Source organism: Fructobacillus sp. ChS1-6f1-1-27, assembly GCF_059579415.1.
Window position 1 is genome coordinate 1 of record NZ_JCAOER010000010.1, and the last position, 18,824, is coordinate 18,824.

18 protein-coding genes and 1 pseudogene are annotated in these 18,824 nt (G+C 45.4%); 2 read left to right on the plus strand and 17 right to left on the minus strand.

Going from position 1 to position 18,824, the window contains the following annotated elements; all coding sequences use genetic code 11:
- Positions 1-177 precede the first annotated feature (177 nt).
- The 13 genes and pseudogenes from AC5162_RS05255 to AC5162_RS05315 all read right to left on the minus strand — a co-directional run bounded on the left by AC5162_RS05255 (position 178) and on the right by AC5162_RS05315 (position 9,599).
- A complete protein-coding gene (locus AC5162_RS05255; protein WP_496534210.1) occupies positions 178-1,122 on the minus strand; it encodes a GRP family sugar transporter in 945 nt (314 codons plus the stop codon).
- Positions 1,123-1,253: 131 nt separating this feature from the next.
- Positions 1,254-2,519, minus strand: coding sequence for an endolytic transglycosylase MltG (locus tag AC5162_RS05260; protein ID WP_496534211.1), 1,266 nt, complete (start codon positions 2,517-2,519; stop codon positions 1,254-1,256).
- A gap of 99 nt (positions 2,520-2,618) precedes the next feature.
- The gene (locus AC5162_RS05265; protein ID WP_496534212.1) at positions 2,619-3,851 is read right to left on the minus strand and encodes an acetate/propionate family kinase; all 1,233 of its coding nucleotides are present in this window, start codon (positions 3,849-3,851) and stop codon (positions 2,619-2,621) included.
- A 40-nt stretch (positions 3,852-3,891) separates the two neighbouring features.
- Entirely contained in the window at positions 3,892-4,899 is a 1,008-nt protein-coding gene (locus tag AC5162_RS05270) for a class I SAM-dependent methyltransferase (protein ID WP_496534213.1), read from the minus strand.
- Positions 4,900-4,936: 37 nt separating this feature from the next.
- A complete protein-coding gene (locus AC5162_RS05275; RefSeq protein ID WP_496534214.1) occupies positions 4,937-5,227 on the minus strand; it encodes a hypothetical protein in 291 nt (96 codons plus the stop codon).
- Entirely contained in the window at positions 5,224-5,673 is a 450-nt protein-coding gene (locus AC5162_RS05280; protein ID WP_496534215.1) for a hypothetical protein, read from the minus strand. The genes AC5162_RS05275 and AC5162_RS05280 overlap by 4 nt, the downstream gene beginning before the upstream one ends.
- 11 nt (positions 5,674-5,684) lie before the next feature.
- A complete protein-coding gene (locus AC5162_RS05285) occupies positions 5,685-5,888 on the minus strand; it encodes a hypothetical protein (RefSeq protein ID WP_496534216.1) in 204 nt (67 codons plus the stop codon).
- Positions 5,866-6,165 carry a type II secretion protein gene (locus tag AC5162_RS05290; protein WP_496534245.1) on the minus strand — a complete coding sequence of 100 codons (300 nt, stop codon included), beginning with the start codon at positions 6,163-6,165 and terminating at the stop codon, positions 5,866-5,868. Before AC5162_RS05290 ends, AC5162_RS05285 begins: the two co-directional genes overlap by 23 nt.
- A 69-nt stretch (positions 6,166-6,234) precedes the next feature.
- Positions 6,235-6,285, minus strand: a pseudogene (locus AC5162_RS05295) (hypothetical protein); the annotation flags it as partial.
- Positions 6,263-6,601 (minus strand): competence type IV pilus major pilin ComGC, encoded by a 339-nt coding sequence (gene comGC, locus AC5162_RS05300; protein WP_496534244.1) that lies wholly within the window; start codon positions 6,599-6,601, stop codon positions 6,263-6,265. The pseudogene AC5162_RS05295 and the gene comGC, both read right to left, overlap by 23 nt.
- Before the next feature lie 5 nt (positions 6,602-6,606).
- The gene (locus tag AC5162_RS05305) at positions 6,607-7,635 is read right to left on the minus strand and encodes a type II secretion system F family protein (protein ID WP_496534217.1); all 1,029 of its coding nucleotides are present in this window, start codon (positions 7,633-7,635) and stop codon (positions 6,607-6,609) included.
- Entirely contained in the window at positions 7,632-8,612 is a 981-nt protein-coding gene (locus tag AC5162_RS05310; RefSeq protein ID WP_496534218.1) for an ATPase, T2SS/T4P/T4SS family, read from the minus strand. The genes AC5162_RS05305 and AC5162_RS05310 overlap by 4 nt, the downstream gene beginning before the upstream one ends.
- 141 nt (positions 8,613-8,753) lie before the next feature.
- Positions 8,754-9,599 carry a bifunctional 5,10-methylenetetrahydrofolate dehydrogenase/5,10-methenyltetrahydrofolate cyclohydrolase gene (locus AC5162_RS05315; RefSeq protein ID WP_496534219.1) on the minus strand — a complete coding sequence of 282 codons (846 nt, stop codon included), beginning with the start codon at positions 9,597-9,599 and terminating at the stop codon, positions 8,754-8,756.
- 103 nt (positions 9,600-9,702) lie between these two features.
- Here AC5162_RS05315 and AC5162_RS05320 point away from each other — a divergent pair, with 103 nt between their 5' ends.
- Complete coding sequence (locus tag AC5162_RS05320) at positions 9,703-10,182, plus strand: deoxycytidylate deaminase (protein ID WP_496534220.1); 480 nt, start codon at positions 9,703-9,705, stop codon at positions 10,180-10,182.
- Between the two features lie 70 nt (positions 10,183-10,252).
- Positions 10,253-11,215 (plus strand): thymidylate synthase, encoded by a 963-nt coding sequence (locus AC5162_RS05325; RefSeq protein WP_496534221.1) that lies wholly within the window; start codon positions 10,253-10,255, stop codon positions 11,213-11,215.
- 122 nt (positions 11,216-11,337) lie between these two features.
- Here AC5162_RS05325 and uvrA read toward each other — a convergent pair whose 3' ends face one another.
- The 4 genes from uvrA to AC5162_RS05345 form a co-directional block, all read right to left on the minus strand.
- Complete coding sequence (gene uvrA, locus AC5162_RS05330) at positions 11,338-14,232, minus strand: excinuclease ABC subunit UvrA (RefSeq protein WP_496534222.1); 2,895 nt, start codon at positions 14,230-14,232, stop codon at positions 11,338-11,340.
- Between the two features lie 88 nt (positions 14,233-14,320).
- Positions 14,321-16,327, minus strand: coding sequence for an excinuclease ABC subunit UvrB (gene uvrB / locus AC5162_RS05335; RefSeq protein WP_496534223.1), 2,007 nt, complete (start codon positions 16,325-16,327; stop codon positions 14,321-14,323).
- Positions 16,328-16,427: 100 nt separating this feature from the next.
- Positions 16,428-18,542 (minus strand): LTA synthase family protein, encoded by a 2,115-nt coding sequence (locus AC5162_RS05340; protein ID WP_496534224.1) that lies wholly within the window; start codon positions 18,540-18,542, stop codon positions 16,428-16,430.
- Between the two features lie 21 nt (positions 18,543-18,563).
- On the minus strand, positions 18,564-18,824 hold the full coding sequence (locus tag AC5162_RS05345) for a YkuJ family protein (protein ID WP_496534225.1): 261 nt from the start codon (positions 18,822-18,824) through the stop codon (positions 18,564-18,566).

Consider the following 18,824-nt stretch of genomic DNA (forward strand, 5'->3'; position numbering starts at 1 on the left):
TCACCGATTGAATATCGGCAACCAGCCGCTTAGCGAACTAGTAAATATTTACTTTAGTTTTTGGGGTATACGTCATTGTGGTTGGACTTTTTATTTGCCAATAAATTTCCCATAATCGCCAAACAAAAAGAAGCAAGCCAAGTCCGGCTCGCTTCTTTTAACTTATATTCACTATTATTAAGCAAAGGAATGAATGTTACCAATGAAGAGCGCCCCAACCAAAACAAGCAAGGTTCCAATCAGGATCAGCTTCATCTGAGTTGACGTCTTCTTTTCGTGCAAGATGTAAATTCCACCGAAAGTTCCGACAATAATACTCAACTGTGACAAGGCCGTGGCGATTGTCTGACCAACAGCAGGGTCAGCAGATGAAACAAACATAAAGATGTTTCCAAAGGCCCAAACAAGACCAGTCGTCACGTTCTTCCAAGTTGGCTTGGCAAACATCTGACCGCCTTCACGGAAGACAAAGAGAACAATAATCAAGGCTCCAACAACTTGACCGATGGCCTGTGGACCAACAATAGCAGTCATGTAGTTCAAACCATTACCGGCAGTCTTGATGTTGTCTGAGATATAACCAATCTTTGACAAGAAGTTTGGCAAAACGAAGTACAACATGAAACCAGCCGTTGACAAGACCAAGTACAAGATTCCCTTGGCATCAATCTTAGATGGCGTCGTATCGTTCTTGTCAGGCTTTGAAATCAAAACGGCCCCAAAGACAACCAAAGCGATCGCGATAATTCCAACAACCCACATCGCAACGCTAACCCATTCACCAAGAAGGGTAGCAGCCAAGAGAGCGTTCATAATGATTTGTCCGGCAGTTGATAGTGGCATTCCAAGCGAAACACCCATTTGCTTAAAGAGCAAGAACTGGAAGACCATTCCCATGGCCCAAACCAAACCTGACAAGATTCCAACGACCCAGATTTCAGATCCGAGGTAGAAACCATTTGGGATAACGAAGAAGAACATCGTCAACAAACCAAAGAGCAAGGCTCCCAGTGACATTCCAAATGTCTGTTGGGCAGCTGACCCACCCATCTTCGTTGAAACTAAGCCAACTGACCCCCAAAACAAGGCGGGCAGTAAGGCAATCAAAATTGCATAATCCATTTTACCTGGACTCCTTTCACTTATCTTACAAACTTTATTTTACAATAATGTAAACGGTTACACAACAATTTTTTGAATTATTTTTTTCACAAAGCAAAAAGGCCTGCTATTGCAGGCCTTTTACAATACTATTACTTATCGTAACGTGACAAGTTCCAGTTTTCAATCGTGGTAATGATTGACTTTGGATAAGTTGGATCAGTTGCATAACCATCCTTGTACAATGCTTGGGCAGCATCTGAATAGTTCGTAGCAGCCAAAACGTCAGCAAACTGGTTAGCGTTCCAAGTATTTCCGTTCTTCAGCGTCTTGGCATGAGCTTCCATTGATTGCTTGTAAGAAGTATAAACCGCAAAGCGAGCCTTCTTCGTGACGGTCTTACCATTTTCAACTTCTTGAGTCTCTAGGACAACTGACTTACCAGCAGTGGTATCATCCGTTTTCACACCAAAGTAGTTATGGTACTTGGTTGACAAGACTGAATCATCCCAGTTTGATTCATGGATTGCTTGCGCAATTGAAATTGAAGGTAAGATACCATATTGTGTCTTCAAGGTTTGAGCGTATGCCGCAATCTTCTTAATGAAGGCCAAGCGACGGTTAAACTCTTTCATTCCGCCTTCTGGCGCTAGCAAGATGGCCGTTGAGGCTGGGATTTGGTTTGCTTCAAGCTTGCTATAGTATGGTGACAAAGTCTTGTTACTTTGCTTCAACAAGTCCATCACGACATCATCAGCAGACTTTTCCTTCTTAAAGCGGTAAATACCTGACAAAACTAAGTCGTACAAAGTATAACCAGACTTAGCATTTTCAAAGAGCTTTGGATACTTCTTCTTTGCCTTAGCAATCAAAGCCTTATCTGTATAAGCAGCCACCAACTTTGACCTTGATACGCCAGTGGCGTTGGCAATCGTTGAAGCCGTCATATCATAAGTCTTAGTGTTTGAAATGTAGGTGTACTTTGATGAAAGAACTGGGTCAGCCCCATCCCCTTCACAAAGTTGTTCGTACAACTGCTTGATACTTTCGACTGGTGAAACAACGTAAGAACCAGCCTCAATTTGGCTAGCCCCATAACGCTTAGCATAGCGTTCAAAGTACTTAGCCTTGCGGATTACGCCAGCGTCTTGCAATGCCTGAGCAATCTGTTTAGTACTCTGGTCAGAAGTAATTGTGACGGTTTGTTCTGACAAATCATTAGCGTTTTTCGGACCATAATTATGGTATTCAATCAAGCCAAAGATTCCAGCCGCAACAATCAAAATGGCCAACACGCCCAAGGCCCACTTCCACCAAGAATGGCCATTACGGGCCCTTGGGGTCTTGTCCTTACTTCTTTGCATGTTCACTGAATCAAGCAATGAACCATCTAACGTATACTTATTTTTATCTTTCATACTTCTTCTACTCTAACGCCGGCTGGTCGTCGACCCTCTACTTTCCCCAACAAAAAGCATAACGAGAATCCTCGTTATGCTCTTTTTTACAATCAAACTTTAGGCCATCAAATCTTGCACATCGCGGGCAATCATCAATTCTTCATCGGTTGGCACAACCAAAGTCTTGATCTTAGCGTCTGCTGCTGAAACATCAGCCTCTTCACGGCAGCCAGTGTTCTTGTCCTTATCAATGGTAATACCAAAGTAACCCAACCGGTCAGTAATTTCTTCACGGACCCAGTCAGCATTTTCACCAATACCAGCGGTGAAGACCAAAGCATCAGCACCACCCATTTCGGCAATATATTGACCAACGTAGCGGATCACCCGGTCAACAAAGATTTTAATTGCTAGGTCAGCTTGTTCATTGTCCTTGCGGGCAGCTAACAAGTCACGCATATCGCTTGATACTTGCGAGATACCTTGCAAACCAGACTTCTTGTTCAAAACCGTCAACATGTCTTCATTTGACAAGTTTTCCTTAGTTTGGATGAAGTTGACCAATGAAGCATCAACGTCCCCAGACCGAGTAGCCATCGTGACACCAGCAAGTGGTGTGAAGCCCATTGAGGTATCAAATGACTTGCCATCCTTAATGGCAGTAATTGAAGCACCAGCACCCAAGTGCAATGTGATCAACTTCAAGTCATCTAACTTCTTACCGAGCATTTCAGCAGCACGGCTAGCAACGTAACGGTGTGATGTTCCATGGGCTCCGTACTTACGAGCACCATACTTTTCATAGTATTCGTATGGTAATGAGTACAAGTAGTTAACCTTTGGCATCGTTTGGTGGAACGACGTATCAAAGACCGCCACAGAAGTTGCGTCAGGCAACAACTTTTGGAAAGCCCGAATTCCCAAAGCATTAGCTGGGTTGTGTAATGGTGCGTATGCGGCCAATTCATCAATCTTAGCTAAGACATCATCGTTAACCAAAACAGACTTGTCAAAGTATTCACCACCGGCAACAACTCGGTGACCAACCCCAACGATTTCGCTGAAGTCTTCAATAATGGCTAAGTCAGACAATTGCTTCAACATCAAGTTGATGGCCACTTGGTGGTCCTTGATTGCTGCTTGCGTCTTGAACTTGGCTTTTTCGCCAGAAATTTCAACTTCTGAGTTCTTAGCAGCCGTGTCATTGGTAGCAAACTTAATGGTAACAATGGCATCATCCATCCCAATTCGTTCGATCAAACCTTGAGCAATTACTTGTTCCTTTGGCATTTCCAGCAGTTGAAACTTGAGTGAAGAACTACCGGCATTAACAGCCATAATCTTAGCCATGAAAAATCCACCTATCTTTGTTATTTATTCATTTTCTAACTTACCTAAGTTTACCCCAGGCAGCGATATCTTGCAAAAATTCTTGCAAGGTTTTTGGGTCCTTAACAGACGGGTATTGCCCCATCAAAACTTCTTGCTTTGGCCCGACCCCTGGCTTACGCAAAACCAAAATAGCCTTGGCCCGTTCTTGGTTTTTGAAAAATTCATTTGGCAGTGACAAGAAGGCCTTTAATTGGGCTTTTTTTGACAAAAGTTTTAGGATTGCTTCGTGGTGGTCACCCGTTAATAAGTCGGCTGGCACGACCAGGTAGACCCAACCATCATCTTTAACCAATTCCAAAGATTTCTCGACCATCAAATAATGGGCATAGGCCTTGTCTTTTTCAGTTGTGAAGGCCGTGGCAAAATCGGCTGGTGCTTGGCCCGGGTAGTAACCAATTGGTAAGTCGCCAATCACAACATCTGCTGGCTCAACGCTACCTGGTTCTTGCTGTAAGACATCCCCTAAGTACAAGGGCGTTTCTTCCCGGTTCAAGGCTTCATCTGTCACCGTTGCCAGGTCTAACTGGTCTTGACTATTATCGAGCCCGGCCAAATGAACCTGGCCCAAGTCATGCCGGTCCAAGGTTTCTTGAACAGTCCAAAGCAAGTTACCGGTCCCAACAACCATGTCTAGGATTGAACTATTTGCCGTCAAGTGAGCCGTTTGGAAAACAAGTTCACCAAGCAAATAACCAATCCCATCAGGCGTGAGCTGGTCATTAGTTAAGACCTTGTCGGCCTTATCGGCCTTCAACAACAAGAGTTGTAAGATATTGCGTCGGTCGGCATAGGCTAAGGTTGACCATTTAAGGTCCTTTAAGCTGGCCAGTCGGTCTTGGCTAGTTGGTGAATAAGCTAAGGCGTCGGCTGTGACTACTTGGCCAGCGTTTAAGGTTGCTAACGTTTCAACCAAAGCCTTCCGGTTCGAAACTTTTTCTGCTTGGTGGATTTGGTCAACCACTGCAAAAATTTTATTAAAATAAGTGAGAATCTGTTCATTAATCATGCTATTATTTTAGCCTTTTTAAGCCGGTGAAACAAGACTAATCGACGATTAAAGGCCGGTGGTAAGACCGGTTTCGACCTTCAATTTGGACCTGGCGGTCACCTGGGTCAACCTGCCAAGAATACTCGTCCCAGTTGCCAGCGACAACCCGATCACTTTGGTAGGCAGCATTGGCCTTCATTTGGCAAATATTAACTTTTAAATGACGGTTAGCGAGGTCCACTGCTTTAATTTCTTGGTCAAAAACCTTAGCTTGCCAGAAATAGGCAGTCGCCAAGATAGCTAAGAGAATAATCGTTGGCAAGAGGACATAAGCAGGCTGTTTCATGGCTGCTTTCTTCCTTGAAAATCTTGTTCGTCATCTTGAGCGATGAATAAAAGTCCAGGCAACTTCCTGCCACCGACTGTTTCAACTTTTAGGTAATGGCAAAAGCCACCATCTTCAACCGTTAGTTCTTTAACACCTGACATTAAAATCACCTGACCACGGTTATTTTCACTAGTCATCACCAGGTTTTCCTTCCGCACAGTAATTTTAACCAGGTCTTTCTTTCGTTTCATTAATTTAATCCCCTCTTTGTTAGCCGACACAAACCGGTAGCCCTGAGCACTAATTTGGTCTGTGACGGATTGCAATGTTAGCTCTGCCCTTGCAAAATTTGATTGGTGAAAATGCTTTGGGACCATAACGGCAATTCCTTCAAAAATTAAGGCAGCTACTAACAATGACAGGAGGGCTTCGACTAGGGTAAAACCCGGTTTTCTTTTAACCATCTCCTTCTCCTTTATTGGCTTTCTTTTTGCTGGTTGAATTGTTTGGCTTGGCGAATCTCTTTTCGTAAAAGGTCTTGGTTTTCTTGGTAAAGCCGTTGTTTTTGTCTGGAAAAATCCGTCACCAAGTGCCATTCAAATAAGGCTGCCCCGGTTAACAAAGCTAATGCAACCAGGCCTTCTACTAGTGCAAAGCTAGGATTTTTGTCGTTCTTCAAAGCGATAGGTTCCACCTCCAAACTGAAAAATAATTGCTAACACTACCCGCCCCTTTTCTAGTAGCACCGTCTGCGGAGCAACATAGCCGGTATTTTTCAAGGTTACCTGGTGGTTCTTGGCCACTTGGTACCCATCCGGGTAGGCCAGCTGGTTTTGGTTACTGCCAAAAGTCACCGCCTCCTTTTCAAAAGACAGCACCTGGTCATCTCCACCATCTTGGCTGACCAACCGTAAGTGCTGGTAATTAGCTGCAAAAATTTTCTCAAACTGGCTCATAGTCATCTGCTTGCTATGGGGTCGAAAGATTAATCCTAGACCAATCAGTAATGAAACCAAGCTCAGGACCACCAAACTTTCAACAAGGGTGAAGGCCTTAGCCCTTCGCTTCATGGCCATCAATATGAATCTTTAAGTTCTTAACCTTATCGATTTGCTGGTTAGTCAGGTAGTGTTCTTTTTGTAAGTCGGCCAAGGTTACATTTTGCTGGTTGGGGTGGTCATTTAGATACAGGTCAATTTGAGTCTGAACGGTTGCCACCATTGCCTTGGAGTGAGTCTGCTGGGCCTTATCCTTTTGCTTGGTTAAATTTGGCAAAATTAACAGCATCAGTAGGCCAATAATAAACAAGACGACGGTTGCTTCAATCAGAGTAAAGGCTGGCTTTTTTGGCCTTAAAGTTGTCCTATTCTGGTTTTTCTTTAACAAATTCATTCTTTTCATCCGGTAATTCCTCCTAAGTTTTGGTATAAGGGTAATAACATCGCTAGGTAAAGTAAGACAATCGTACAACCAATCAGAGCAAAAAAGATTGGTTGGACCAGACCTAAACAGGCCTTCACCTGCCGGTCGAAAAAGCGAAACTGACTTTTGGAAAAATAGGTCAAATAAGCCCCAAGCAAGTTCACCTCTAACCCTCGGTTTAAGTACCCGGCTAAAGAGGCGTTCAAATAGGGCTGGTTGATAATCCAAGTACTCAGATCACGGCCTTTTATGAGCTGGTCACTGGCACTTTGGGCCATTGCCCTGGTTAATGCGTTTGACCCACTGGTTTCTTCACTAGCAAAGCGGTCAATAATGGTTGAGATTGGCAACCCGGCCGAAAGCAAGATGCCAGTATGTTCGGCTAGCAAAAAGGTCATTAAAGACCGGATGATCATCCCGACCACCGGTAACTTCGCCAACCAGGTTAACCGCACCAACGGGGTTTGCTTTTTCAACCACCAGTAAAAGCCAAACCCAGAGAAAACCAAGCCACCAACTAAGATGACCAACCCGTGCAACAAGACCAAGGCCAAGTTTCCTTGCCCCTGTCCGCTTGTATTTGCCAGAGTATTAAAAATTGGGTAGAGGTAGCACTCCATTCCAACAACCAGCAAAAACAAGAAAACCAGTAAAATCAGCGGGTAGGCTAAGACCTGGCGGAGTTTGCGCTTATAGGTTAGCAGCTGGTCAAGGTTTTGGGCCAGGGACATCAATGTTTGGTCGAACCGGCCATGAAGCTGACCCAATTCTAGATAGGTGCCCAAGCCGGGACTAACGAGCGTCGTCAGGCTCTTGCTTAAGTTTTGACCATTGGTTAAGTCCTGCTTGGTTTGTTCAAGTAACGGGTGCCAGTGCGGGTGGGCCGCGTCCAAGACATCCAGACTTAAGTTGAGCGGGTAGCCCGATTGGACCAGTTCCCCTAACTCCGCTAAAAAAATCACCTGGTCTTGGTCCGATAACCGCCGGTCTTTTTTCTTCATCATGACAAATCCTCCTTCATGTTGTTGGCAAACCGAGTCTTGTGTAATAACCGGTTCACATTTTCTTGGTAAGGGTCGTGACTAACAACCTCGCCATCTTGCCAGTCCGCCACACCGGCAACTGCTCCTTGCTTGCCATTGGGCAGTGGGTAAAGGCGCTGGTAGATTGTTTTAACCAGGGCTTGGCGAACCTGCTGGCCATCCAATCCCAAATCAACTAACCGGTCAACCACCTGCAACTCCGAGTTTGCGTGAAGGGTGGTTAAGACAAGGTGGCCCGACAAGGCGGCCTGGAGGGCCGCTTCGGCTGTCTTTTGATCCCGGATTTCACCAATCACCAGGATGTCTGGTCGGTGGCGGAGGGCCACCTTGATTAAGTCTTGGTAAAAAATCCCAGCCTGGTCGTTAACCTGGAGTTGTAAAAACTTTGGCTGTTGAATTTCAACCGGGTCCTCCACTGTTAAGACCACCCGGTCCTTAGCCCAGCGCCGTAAAAGCAAATGGGTAGTCGTGGTCTTACCAGACCCAGTCGGACCAGCAACCACCACCAAACCAGGTTCCGGCAGGTTATTTAATAGCCGGTTTAACTGGTCTTTGAAGGCCCAATTCAAATGGTGGTCACCCTTGTAAATCAGCCGCAAGACAATGCTTTCGCGGTCTAAGAAATCACCAACCGAAGAGGCCCGGACAAAAAAATCATCAAAGGCGAACCGGCCTAATTGTGGTCGCCGGTCTTCTGCTAAATTCAAAGCCGCCTTGTACTTAATCACCGCCAAAACTTGGTTAGCAAAGCTATTATTGAGCTTGTCGAGCACAATTAGCTTGCCTGCTACTTGAGCCTTAACCAGGTATTGGTATTCAAAGGGCAAAAAGTAAAAGTCAGCGAGGTAGTGTCGTTTGCCCCAGCGGAGCATCTCATCGATGAAAGCGGCCGGGTCATCTTTATTCATCACCGGCCACGGCAAATCTTTTTTAAACATTTTCTTTCTCCTTTCCGTGCTATCTTAGTTACACGTAAAAAAGGCAAAAAAATTACAAAAAAAGTCGGTTGAATTTCTTCAACCGACTTTCATTTGCTAGCAAAGCCTATTAGACCAGCGTTTTGCTATTAAAAATATTTTTTATTTTTGGTTCAAAGCTGCTTGGTAAGTGTTTTCCAGTAAGGTAGCAATCGTCATTGGACCAACCCCACCAGGAACCGGAGTGATAAAGCTAGCCTTATCAATAGCAGAGTCAAAGTCAATATCACCAGTGGCCTTGCCATCGACAACGTTCATCCCAACATCAACTAAGACAGCCCCATCTTTGACCTGGTCACCCGTAATGAAGTGTGGAATCCCAACACCAACCACCACAATGTCTGCTTCCTTCAAGAAAGCCAGCAAGTCTTCTCGAGGGGTATAGCGGTGGGCCAAGGTCACCGTGGCATCCGCATTATTCAACAAAGCTGCCATTGGCCGACCAAACAACTGGGACCGGCCAACCACCAAGGCCTTCTTACCATAGGGGTTGATGTCATACTTAGCAAGCATGGTCATCACGCCCTTTGGTGTCGCCGCCACCGCATATTCACCCTGCTGGTCACCAAAGAGCATCCCTTGGTTATAGGCGCCCAAGCCATCAACATCCTTCGCCGGGGCAATCGCTGAAAAGACCTCTTGGTCGTTAACTGCTTCTGGCAACGGCGCTTGGACCAAAATTCCAGTCACCGTGTCATCTTGGTTCAAATCTGCTACAATTTTTAAGACGCCTGCAGTTGTGACATCGCTGTCAACTGCAATATCTTGGGTACCAATCCCAACCTTGGCTGCTGCTCGTTGCTTCATGCCAACGTACAAACGCGACCCATCGTTTTTCGGGTCAAAAACCACTGCCAACTTTGGACTTAGGCCCGCCTGCTTGACTTGGTCGGCCAATCTTGCTTTAATTTCTTTTGATAGCGTTTTGCCGTCTAAAATTGTACCCATTTCATCCTCCAAGGTATTTTCCGAACGATATTTTGCTAAATGCTTTCATAATTCCATTTTAACAGAATATTCTCGTTTTATGACCAGAAGAAAGGAATTTTTTATGTCAGATAACCGAATTTCTTGGGACCAGTACTTTATTGCGCAGGCCGCCATTCTTTCAACCCGGTCAACTTGTACCAGGCGGCATGTCGGGGCCATCTTAGTCAAAGACCACCGGATTATTGCCTCAGGCTATAATGGGGCCGTCTCTGGAACCGCCCATTGTACAGAAGTTGGCGATTATATTGTCGATGGCCACTGTATCCGAGCAGTCCACGCTGAACAAAACGCTTTAATGCAAGCGGCCTCGATGGGGATTGCCGTTGAAGGGGCCGACCTCTATGTTACTGACGCTCCCTGCGTTTTTTGCACGAAGCTCCTCCTCCAAGCCGGGATTAAAAAGATCAACTTCATGCGTGACTACCGCAACGATGAATTTGCCGAGTCACTCTTACAAGAAAAAAATGTTCCCTTGGTCCAAGTCCCATTTGAAGCTGAAACAGCAACTCAAATCGACTTAAGCCAATTTATTAAAGAGTAAAAAGACCAGGACCCCCTGGTCTTTTTTGCTATACTAATAAAGATAGAATTTTTGAGAAAAGGGGTTTACCATGAGTCAAAACGAACAGACTTACTTAGACATGGCAGCAAAGATTTTAAACGAAGGGCACTTCAAGGAAGACCGGACTGGGACTGGCACTTACTCTTACTTTGGAACCCAAATGCGCTTTGATTTGCAGGAAGGTTTTCCCCTCTTAACTACCAAAAAGGTCTTTTTCAAGTTAATCAAATCAGAACTCCTCTGGTTCTTGCGTGGTGATAACAACATCCGTTTCTTGTTGCAAAACAACAACCACATCTGGGACGAGTGGGCTTTTAAAAGCTGGATTGAATCCGATGAATATACCGGTCCTGACATGACGGACTTCGGTCTTCGGTCTGAAAAAGACCCCGAATTTAAGAAGTTGTACTTAGAACAAAAGGACATTTTCGTCGACCGAATTTTAAACGATGATGACTTTATGGAAAAGTACGGCTACATCGGTGAAGTCTACGGGAAGTTGTGGCGGTCATGGGCTTCAGTCCTACCTGACGGCGATTCAACCGACCAAGTTGGTAACCTTATTAAGCAAATTAAAGAAAACCCCAACTCCCGCCGGTTAATTTTAACCGCCTGGAACGCCGAAACCACACCACAGGCGCCATTGCCATCTTGCCACGTACTGTCACAATACTACGTTAGCGACGGTAAGCTGTCAGCCCAACTTTACCAACGGTCCGGTGACTTTTTCTTAGGCGTGCCTTTTAACATTGCTTCTTACTCCTTGTTGATGCACATGATTGCCGCCCAGACCGGCTTGGAAGTTGGCAACTTTGTCCACACCATCGGTGATACCCACATCTACAAGAACCACGTTGATCAAATCAAAACCCAGCTCGACCGGCCAATGCACCCATTGCCAAGGCTCTGGTTAAACCCAGAAGTGAAGTCAATCTTTGACTACACGATGGATGACATCAAGATTTTAGACTACGAATCAGAACCAGCCATTAAGGCACCGGTTGCGGTCTAAGCGCATTCAAAATTGATTTGAAGAAGGATTCCTTCCAACTTTTTCTTTGTAAAACCAATATTATTCCAAACAAAAAGCAGGACAACATTTAAGATGTTGTCCTGCTTTTTTTGATTCAACCCTTATTTAGCCTTAGCAGCCGCTTTCTCATCGCGGTCCTGGCGGGCCAAATCGCGTTCCATAATCTTTTTCAAATACTTAGCAGTATAAGATTCCGTGTTCTTGGCGACCTTTTCAGGCGTTCCAGTCACAACAATCTTACCGCCACCGGCACCACCTTCAGGACCCAAGTCAATCAGCCAATCGGCTGACTTAATCACGTCCAAGTTGTGTTCAATCACAATCACGGTGTTACCGTTATCAGCTAGTCGGTTCAAAACAGACAGCAAACGTGCAATATCATCGGTGTGCAAACCAGTCGTTGGTTCATCTAAGATATAAACCGTCTTGCCGTTAGTGCGACGGTGCAACTCAGAGGCCAACTTCATCCGCTGGGCTTCCCCACCAGACAAAGTTGTGGCTGACTGGCCAAGTTTGACATAGCCCAAACCAACATCATTGATGGTTTGCAGCCGGCGGGCAATCTTAGGAATTGGGGCAAAGAAGTCCAAGGCTTCCCTGGCCGTCAAATCCAAGACATCGGAAATCGTCTTGCCCTTGTAAGTAACTTCCAAGGTTTCAGAGTTATACCGAGTCCCATTGCAGACCTCACAGGCCACATAAACGTCCGGCAAGAAGTTCATCTCAATCTTGATGACCCCATCACCGCGGCAGTTTTCACAGCGACCACCTTTGGTGTTAAAGGAGAACCGCCCCTTCGAATAACCACGGAGCTTGGCCTCATTAGTTTCAGCAAAGAGCGAGCGGATATCATCAAAGACCCCAGTATAAGTTGCTGGGTTTGACCGTGGTGTCCGACCAATTGGCGACTGGTCGATATCAACGACCTGTTCCACGTTTTCAATCCCTTCGACTGCCCGGTAAGAGCCCGGCTTGTTGGAATTTTTGTTCAACTTTTGCTTCAAAACCCGCTTCAAAATGGTGTTGACCAAGGTTGATTTGCCAGAACCTGAAACCCCGGTTACCGCGACAAACTTTCCAAGTGGGAACTTGGCCGTAATGTTCTTCAAGTTATTTTCTTTGGCTCCACGGATGATAATTTCTTGTCCATTACCCTTCCGGCGGGACTTAGGAACTGGAATATACCGTTCACCTGACAGGTACTTACCAGTCAAGGACTGGTTATTTTTTTCAATTTCTGCAGGCGTCCCGGCTGCCATAATTTGACCACCCAAGGCCCCGGCACCCGGACCAACATCAATCAAATAGTCGGCCGCTTGCATCGTGTCTTCGTCGTGTTCGACCACCACTAGGGTATTACCCAAGTTCCGCATCGACTGCATCGAAGCGAGCAACTTATCGTTGTCGCGTTGGTGCAAACCAATCGAAGGTTCATCCAAGACGTACAAGACCCCAGAGAGGTTCGACCCAATCTGCGTCGCCAGGCGGATCCGCTGTGATTCACCACCTGACAAGGTCGAGGCCGACCGTGATAGTGTCAAATAATCCAAACCAACAGACTGCAAGAAACCAAGTCGGTCACGGATTTCCTTTAAGATTGGCTTGGCAATTTCTTGGTCTTGTTGACCAAACTTTAATTGGTTAAAGAAGGCCAATTCTTCGTCAACCGGCAAATTCGAAATGTCACCAATATTTTGACCACCAACCTTAATTGACAAAGCAGCCGGGTTTAACCGGTAGCCGTGACAAACTGGGCAGGTTAACTGGGTCATATACTGGGCCATTTGATCGCGAGTAAAGTCAGAGTTGGTTTCCTTATACCGACGAGAAATATTGTTCAAGACTCCTTCAAAAACCTGGTCGACATCGCGGACGCCACCAAAGTCATTTTGAAAGTGAAAGTGGAAAGTTTTTTCACCAGAACCAGTCAAAATCATTTCTTGCTGGTCCTTTGGCAAGTCCCTAAATGGGACGTTTTCATCAATACCAAATTGGTCACAGAACTGGGTTAACATTTCTGGATAATAGTTTGATGAAATTGGGTTCCAAGGGGCAATCGCTCCTTGCTTCAAGGTTAATGACCGGTCTGGAACCACCAAGTCAATATCAACTTCTTGGGTCGACCCAATTCCCTGACAAACGGGGCACGCCCCCATTGGTGCGTTAAAGGAGAAAAGCCGTGGTTCTAACCGGCCGACCATAAAGTCCTTCAATTCACCTAAGTAGTGGTCAGAAAAACGAAGGGCGTCCAGCTTTTCTTCCCCTTCACGGGCAACTGGTTCCAAAATAACCAAACCTTGGGCTAACCCAGTCGCTGCTTCAATTGAATCAAAGAGCCGTGACCGTGAGTCCGACCGCATCACAATCCGGTCAACCATCACGTCAATGTCATGGTATTTATTCCGGTCCAAAGCATGGTCTTCGTTGGTATCTAATTCGATAATTTCACCATCAACTCGGGCCCGGAGGTAACCTTGCTTTTGCATGTTAGCAAAGGCCTTTTCATGGGTCCCGCGCTTGTGTTCAATGATTGGTGCAAAAACCTGAAGACGGGTCCCCTCTGGCAAGTTTTTTTGAGCATACTCAACCATTTGGTCAATCGAGTGCAAGATTTTTGTCCCATCCTTAGGGTCATCTGGCTTTCCAACCCGGGCATAGAGCAAACGGAAGTAATCAGCAATTTCCGTCACCGTTCCAACCGTTGACCGCGGATTATTTGACGTGGTCTTTTGGTCAATTGAAATGGCTGGTGACAGCCCATCAATTGAATCCACGTCTGGTTTGTCCATTTGGCCCAAAAATTGGCGGGCGTATGATGACAAAGATTCAACATAGCGTCGCTGCCCTTCGGCATAGAGAGTATCAAAGGCCAAAGAAGACTTCCCAGACCCTGACAAACCAGTCACAACCGTCAGCGCATCCTTGGGGATATCAACGTCAATATTTTTTAAGTTGTGGGCTCGAGCCCCACGAATTTCAATTTTATCTTTTGCCATTGGCTCCTCTTTTATTTTCCAAACAAAACTAGCTAATTTGCCACAAAGCCAACGAATCGTCGACCTCTAGGCCATTAAACGAACCGTTTTAGCGGCCAGCCTGTTTCTTCAATTTCATAATATTATCACGGACCTTGGCGGCGGTTTCAAAGTCAAGTCCCTTGGCCGCAGCACGCATCTGGTTGGCCAAGTTTTCCAAGATATCCGTCTGGTCTGACTTTGGCAAGTCAGCAAAGTCAACTGCCGTCAAATCAACCGTTTCAGCCTCTTCGGCGGCCTTTGAAGCCCGGATTAAGTCCCGGACTTCCTTCTTAATCGTCTTAGGGGTAATGCCGTGCTCTTTGTTATAAGCCATCTGAATCTCACGACGGCGGGCAGTCTCATCGATTGCTTCTTGCATCGCCTTGGTGATCTTATCGGCATACATAATCACGTGTCCATTTTGGTTTCGAGCGGCCCGACCAATCGTTTGAATCAACGACCGAGGGTTCCGCAAGAATCCTTCCTTATCGGCATCCAAAATCGCAACCAAAGAAGTCTCAGGAACATCAATTCCTTCCCGCAACAGGTTAATTCCGACCAAGACGTCATACTTACCTAAACGCAGGTCGCGGATAATTGCGGTTCGCTCCAAAGTTTTAATATCAGAGTGCAAATAAGCAACCTTGATGCCGACATCCTTTAGGTAATCGGTCAAGTCTTCTGACATCCGTTTGGTCAAAGTGGTGATGAAGACCCGTTCATCCTTTTCTACCCGCTTATTAATTTCACCAACCAGGTCATCAATCTGGCCCATCACTGGCCGAACTTCAATTTCAGGGTCTAGCAAGCCAGTTGGACGGATAATTTGTTCAACAACATCCTTTTTAGGAACCCGTTCTAATTCATAGTCACCAGGCGTGGCCGACATATAAACAATCTGGTGAACATGGTCTTCAAACTCTGGCAACCGAAGTGGCCGGTTATCCAAGGCAGATGGCAGACGGAAGCCATAGTCAACCAGCGTCTGTTTCCGGGCTCGGTCACCGTTATACATTCCACGAACTTGTGGCATCGTCACATGACTTTCATCAACAACAATCAAAAAGTCATCGGGGAAGAAGTCGAGCAGCGTAAAGGGTGCTTCACCCTCTTTACGGCCGTCCATCCAACGGGAATAGTTTTCAATACCGGAAGTAAAGCCCATTTCGTTGAGCATTGCCAGATCGTATTCAGTCCGCTGCTTCAATCGCTGGGCCTCCAGCAACTTACCTTCGCTTTCAAACTTCTTAACTTGCTCTTCCATTTCACCACGGATACCGTCTAAAGCCGTTTGCATCCGGTCATCATCGGTCATAAAGTGCTTAGCTGGGAAGATGGCAACATAGTCACGCTCGGAAACGATTTGGCCCGTTAAGGCGTTAATTTGGCGAATTCGGTCAATTTCATCACCAAAAAACTCAACCCGCATGGCAAATTCATCTTGCGATGCCGGGAAAATTTCAATTACATCACCACGGACGCGGAAAGTCCCACGCTGGAAGTCAATATCGTTGCGAGTAAACTGGACGTCAATTAAGTCGTGCATCAACTGGTTCCGGCCATACTCGTTACCAACCCGCAAAGAAATTACGTGGTCTTGGTACTGGTGGGGGTCACCCAAACCAAAGATAGAAGAAACAGAAGCAACAACGATTGTATCGTTGCGTTCAAATAGTGACGAAGTCGCTGAGTTTCGCAACTGGTCAATTTCATCGTTAATCGATGAATCCTTTTCAATAAAGGTATCAGACGAAGGCACATAGGCTTCCGGCTGGTAGTAATCATAGTATGAAACGAAGTATTCGACCGCGTTATTGGGGAAGAATTCCTTTAATTCAGAGTAAAGCTGGCCGGCCAAAGTCTTATTGTGGGACAAGACCAAGGTTGGCTTATTATTTTGGGCAATCACATTCGAAATCGTAAATGTCTTTCCAGTCCCGGTGGCCCCGAGCAAGACCTGCTCCTTTTCACCATTTTTTAGGCCGGTGACAAGTTTATTAATCGCATTGGGTTGATCACCAGTCGGTTGGTACTTCGAAACAACCTCGAAGGTCTTATCCTTATTTGGTGTCATGTAAACATCCTCCTTGACTGGCACAAATCATTTATTTCTATTATAACAAAAATCGAACACATGTTCTATTTGCTAACATGGTCCGATTTTCATTTGTTATTTACTTTAATTCTGGGGCGTCAGTGACGTAATCACTAACCGTTGAGTGGCCACCGTTCAACGCCAAGATTGAAGTTGGGTTGGACTTTTGAGCCTTCTTCAAGGCAGCCAAGGCGATGCTCTTTTGGTAATTGTAAGAACTCTTGTCAATCTTGTGATAGTTCAAGCGGTCCTTATCAAAGCGGAGCAAGTCACCCGTAATCACCTTATCAGAGTAAGTCAACGAGTTATTAACGTAGTTTTGTATCCGGGCGGCAAAGGCCTTCAAGGCTGGGTTACCATCCATTGAAACTTCCTTACCGGTACTGGTGTTATAGTACTTATTCTTATACTTGGTATAAGTTGATGTGACCCAGTCACCATCACGGAAGGCAACGACTTGTGGGTTTTGGGTTGATAGCAAATCATGGCCGAAGAGGGTCATACCATCAGTTGAAACCCCTAACAAGTTCAACAAGGTTGGCATCATGTCAATTTCACCACCATAAGTGTGGTTAACACCACCAGCCAAGTTGGTAGCGTGAATCATAAATGGCACCTTTTGGAACTGAGCCAAGTCATAGTTCGTTACGGTACTCTTACCAAGCAACTTGGCAATTGCAGCCTTATGGTTTTCAGAAATACCATAGTGGTCCCCGTACAAGACGAAGACAGAGTTATCATACAAGCCTGACTTCTTCATGTAGTTCATCAACTCACCAAAGGCTTGGTCCAAGTAATGGGCAGTTTGTACGTAACCATCGACAGTACTGTCACCTGTGTTGGTTGATGGGAAGGAAATGTTTTGCTTATCCAAGTCATATGGATAGTGGTTTGTCACCGTAATCAACTTGGCATAGAACGGCTGTGGTAACTGTTCAAGGTACTGGGCAGTATCTTGCAAGAAAATCTTATCCTTCATCCCATAACCAACGTTATAACTAGCCTTGTCGGCATCCTTAAAGTAATTCTTCGAGAAGAAGTAGTCATAACCAAAGGACTTATAAGCGTTATTTCGGTTCCAGAAAGTTGGCACATCACCGTGGAAGGCGGCAGAAGTATAACCCTGCTGGCCCAAAATAGCAGCCATTGATTCAAAGGTGTTGCTAGTACCATACTTGGTCATCGCAGAACCAGTTGACAAACCGTACAATGAGTTTTCCTGCATCATTTCGGCATCAGAGGTCTTTCCTTGACCAACTTCGTTGTAGAAGTTGTCAAATGAAAGCGTATTTTGGTCATGGTAGAAGGCGTTCAAGTTTGGCGTTACTTCTTGTCCATCAACCTTATAATCAATCAAGAACTGTTGGAAGGACTCCAAGTGAATGACAATCACGTTCTTGCCCTTTTCAGTTCCAGTATAAGAAGCATTCACCGGGATCTTATTTTCATTGATAAAGTCTTGAACCTTCGTCAAATCAGAAGCCTTGGCTTCCTTTCGTGAATCCGACTGGTTCTTTGTTTGCCAGGCATTATACGCCGCATATTCATTAAGTCCTAAGTACTTAACAATATAGTTATTATCAAATGAACGAGTCAACAAGCCAGACCGGTCAACAGAGGCAACCCCGAAGTCAACTAACATCAAGGCAATTCCCAAGAAAGTGGTCAAAATCGCATAGCGCTTTTGGATGCCCTTTTTATCAATTGGCCAGAACTTGAAAATCAAGACGACTGCCAAAACAATCAAGTCGAGGTATACTAAGAAATCGGTTGGGCGGATAATCGCCACAATTGACTTGCCCAGGTTATTGCCAGTTGATGACCCAGAACCAAGGATTCCCATCGACAAGAAGTCGGAAAATTCCCGGTAGTACAAAATGTTAGCAAAGAGCCAAATCGTTTGAATTAAGTTCATCACCCAGGCCAAAACATAAGCCCAGCGGCCACGGAAATACAGGGCAATTCCTAGCAAAATAATTGCCGTTGGAATTGGGTTTAAGACCAACAAGAATTGTTGGATAGGGCCTTCAGCCCCAAGGGAAAAGTTAAAGAGATAGTTAACGTAGGTCTTTAACCAAACTAAGACCAAATTTAAAACAAAAAAGCCAGTAATCCCAGTCCATGAAGACCGGTTCAACTTAATTTGTTTCCAAAGGTTTTTCGGGTTTAAAGCGTCTTTTAGACGAGCTAACATAATGAGTTCCTCACAAAAAAATTAAAAAGTTAGCTGAACATCGCGCAACAAGTCGTAAATTTCGATTGCCACTAAGTCGATGTCATCAAACTGGTACTGCTTTTCTAGCCGGTGTTCTTCAATCGTCCAGACCTGGTTTTCCTGGTCGTAAGTAACTTTCAAGACCTCAACCCCAAAGGAGTCAAACCGTCGGACTTGGAACCGTTGGTCACTCGCCTTTTTCATGGCATCCAGCCGGTTTAAAATCGATTGTAAGGTACTTGGATTGTCGAAATCAGCCAT